At 43.5% G+C, this 1707-nt stretch carries 1 protein-coding gene; it reads left to right on the top strand.

The features are described from left to right. The first annotated feature begins 115 nt into the window (after window positions 1-115). Window positions 116-1573 (top strand): zinc ribbon domain-containing protein, encoded by a 1458-nt coding sequence (locus F6K20_RS37270; RefSeq protein WP_287252477.1) that lies wholly within the window; start codon window positions 116-118, stop codon window positions 1571-1573. Window positions 1574-1707 lie beyond the last annotated feature (134 nt).

Here is a 1707-nt window from a genome sequence, read left to right on the forward strand (position 1 = left end):
GCCTCGCATTTAGACCCCTAAAAATAGGGATAAATCGGTATTTAATACCACAATTCGGACATTGACATTTTACTAGCGCTAGAGTATAATTGAAGTGTAGGATTCAGACCTAACTATGCCCAAGAAAGTAGACACAGCAAAAAAGAGATCAACTCAAATCGTTCCTGTCATAGGGATGAGTGAGTTGGTTCAGGCTGAGTTGCTGTCTACCATGAAAAAACTGGGCATCGTCAGGTCTGAATCCTACAACAAGCTAGGTAGTATTAGTCATTGGGGTCTTGATTGGAAAAAAGCCTATCCAGAGGTCAGAAGTTTTAGGACTCCTGATACCCTGGGACTGCCAGCGAAATTGATGGAATGGACGGTCAGTGATGTAGCAAAAGCTATCACAGCTCAGCAGGCAGCTTGCACTGATGCGGTAATTAAGAAGATTTACAAAAAATTTCCAGGGAGGGACGGCCAAAGGAGAAGAAAGGAACTTTGTAAACAGCTTAAGACTTTAGCTTTTATAGATGATCCATTGCTGCATAGACTTGTTAGGAAGGAATTTCAGCGAGGGCATTCCTGGGTCAAGAATCAGATAGTCTATCAACAAGTAGGATATAAGTGCAAAAGGCTCTCTCGTAATACTTACCAACTAGAGTTGGCTGGATTGAGGAGAGGAAAGAGAAACAAAATAACCGTTAGGTCTAATCGGAAAATAAAAGGCCAGATTAGACTGGTATACAAGCAACTCTTGGGAAAGTTTGAGATTCACTTTTTAGTAGACTATGGCACCGTAGAAATCCCTGCCAACCGTCGAGCTATTGGGGTAGACAAGGGGTACACAGAGGCTTTTTATGATTCAGATGGTCAGGCACACGGAAAAAACTTAGGAAAAGTAGCAACCAATAAATCGGATCGCATCTGTGCAAAAAACCGCAACAGAGGGAAGCTTTGGGCGCTTCATAGAAAACTAGAAAAAATCGACCCAGCCAAGTCGGCTCGAATACTCAAAAATAACCTAAGTAGAAAAACTGAAAATCGCCGATACAGAAAAAATCAATCAGAGATTACGGCCATAATAGGAGCCGCATCTAAGTCCCTTTTTAATGGGGAATCATTAAAAGTATTTGCCGAAAATTTAACACAGCCGATTAGAAATAAACGCCAGTCTAAGGCCATGTCCCGTAAACTTAATAGTTGGATGAAAGGAGTAATGCGGGAATCCTTGCAGAAATGGGCTAATTGGACTGGCTCGGTTGTAACAGAAGTCCAGCCTAGCTACACGTCGCAAGTTGACTCCGTAACTGGAACCCTATTAGGGAAAAGGAGCGGGGACAATTTTACCAGATTCAATGGGGTCGTGTTGCAGGCTGACCACAATGCTGCCAAAAATGTCCTTAGCAGAGGTACGGACAAGGATATCACCCGGTATATGAGTAAAACTGAGGTGCAGGCAGTATTGTTGCGCCGTACCGCGCGTTTCTTGGAAGGTATGGGACTGAGTCTGCTAGATGCAGTTGAGCTTGGATGGCTTGACTGCAAGCATAGTAAAACTCGGGCTTTCAAGCAACTCCTCAACGGGATTTGAGGAACGTCCAGAAAGATAAGTGGCAGGCTTGACTCCAATTGCTGAATGACCACTTCTCACTCGGACCACAATAGATTGAACCTTGACCGTTTTGTACCGGATTATCACGATTTATTACGGTTTAAGAGTATCCC

Origin of the sequence: Moorena sp. SIO2C4 (assembly GCF_010672485.1) — a bacterium.
Classification (GTDB): Bacteria; Cyanobacteriota; Cyanobacteriia; order Cyanobacteriales; family Coleofasciculaceae; genus Moorena; species Moorena producens.

Coding starts and splice junctions, on each gene's coding strand:
- F6K20_RS37270 (WP_287252477.1), top strand. CDS start 116: ATGCCCAAGAAAGTAGACACAGCAAAAAAGAGATCAACTCAAATCGTT.